Below are 488 nucleotides of genomic sequence, written 5' to 3'. Positions count from 1 at the left end.
GTCGAGGTCGATGCCACCACTGCGGCGGCCAAGCCCTTCCGCATGCCGGTCCAGTGGGTCAATCGCCCGAACCTCGACTTTCGCGGCTTTGCCGGTCTGATCGCCAGCGGATCGGTCAAGCCGGGTGACGCCGTGCGCGTCCTGCCCTCGGGCAAGACATCGACCATCTCGCGTATCGTGACGATGCCGGGTGGAACCGGCCCGGCAAGCGGGACCGGTGGCGACGGCGACCTCGACGAAGCGATTGCCGGCCAGTCGGTCACGCTCTGCTTTGCCGACGAGATCGACTGTTCGCGCGGCGACGTCATCGCCGTCGCCGACAATCCGCCAGAGGTCTCCAGCCAGTTCGAAGCGACCATCGTGTGGATGGATGACGAGGCGATGCTGCCGGGCCGGCCCTATTGGCTCAAGATCGGCACGCAGAGCGTATCGGCCACCGTCCAGGCGCCCAAATATGTCGTCAACGTCAACACCATGGAGCATCTGGC

1 protein-coding gene is annotated in these 488 nt (G+C 65.8%); it reads left to right on the top strand.

The annotated features are described in order from the left end of the window. Positions 1-488, top strand: a 488-nt coding sequence (locus JQK15_RS26595; protein WP_502956889.1) for an elongation factor 1-alpha C-terminal domain-related protein, incomplete at both ends; no start/stop codon positions are given.

Source organism: Sphingobium sp. BHU LFT2, assembly GCF_018604485.1.
Lineage (GTDB): Bacteria > Pseudomonadota > Alphaproteobacteria > Sphingomonadales > Sphingomonadaceae > Sphingobium > Sphingobium yanoikuyae_A.
The sequence above is the reverse complement of the archived record's forward strand: the minus strand, read 5'-3'. Positions and strand labels throughout refer to the sequence as shown.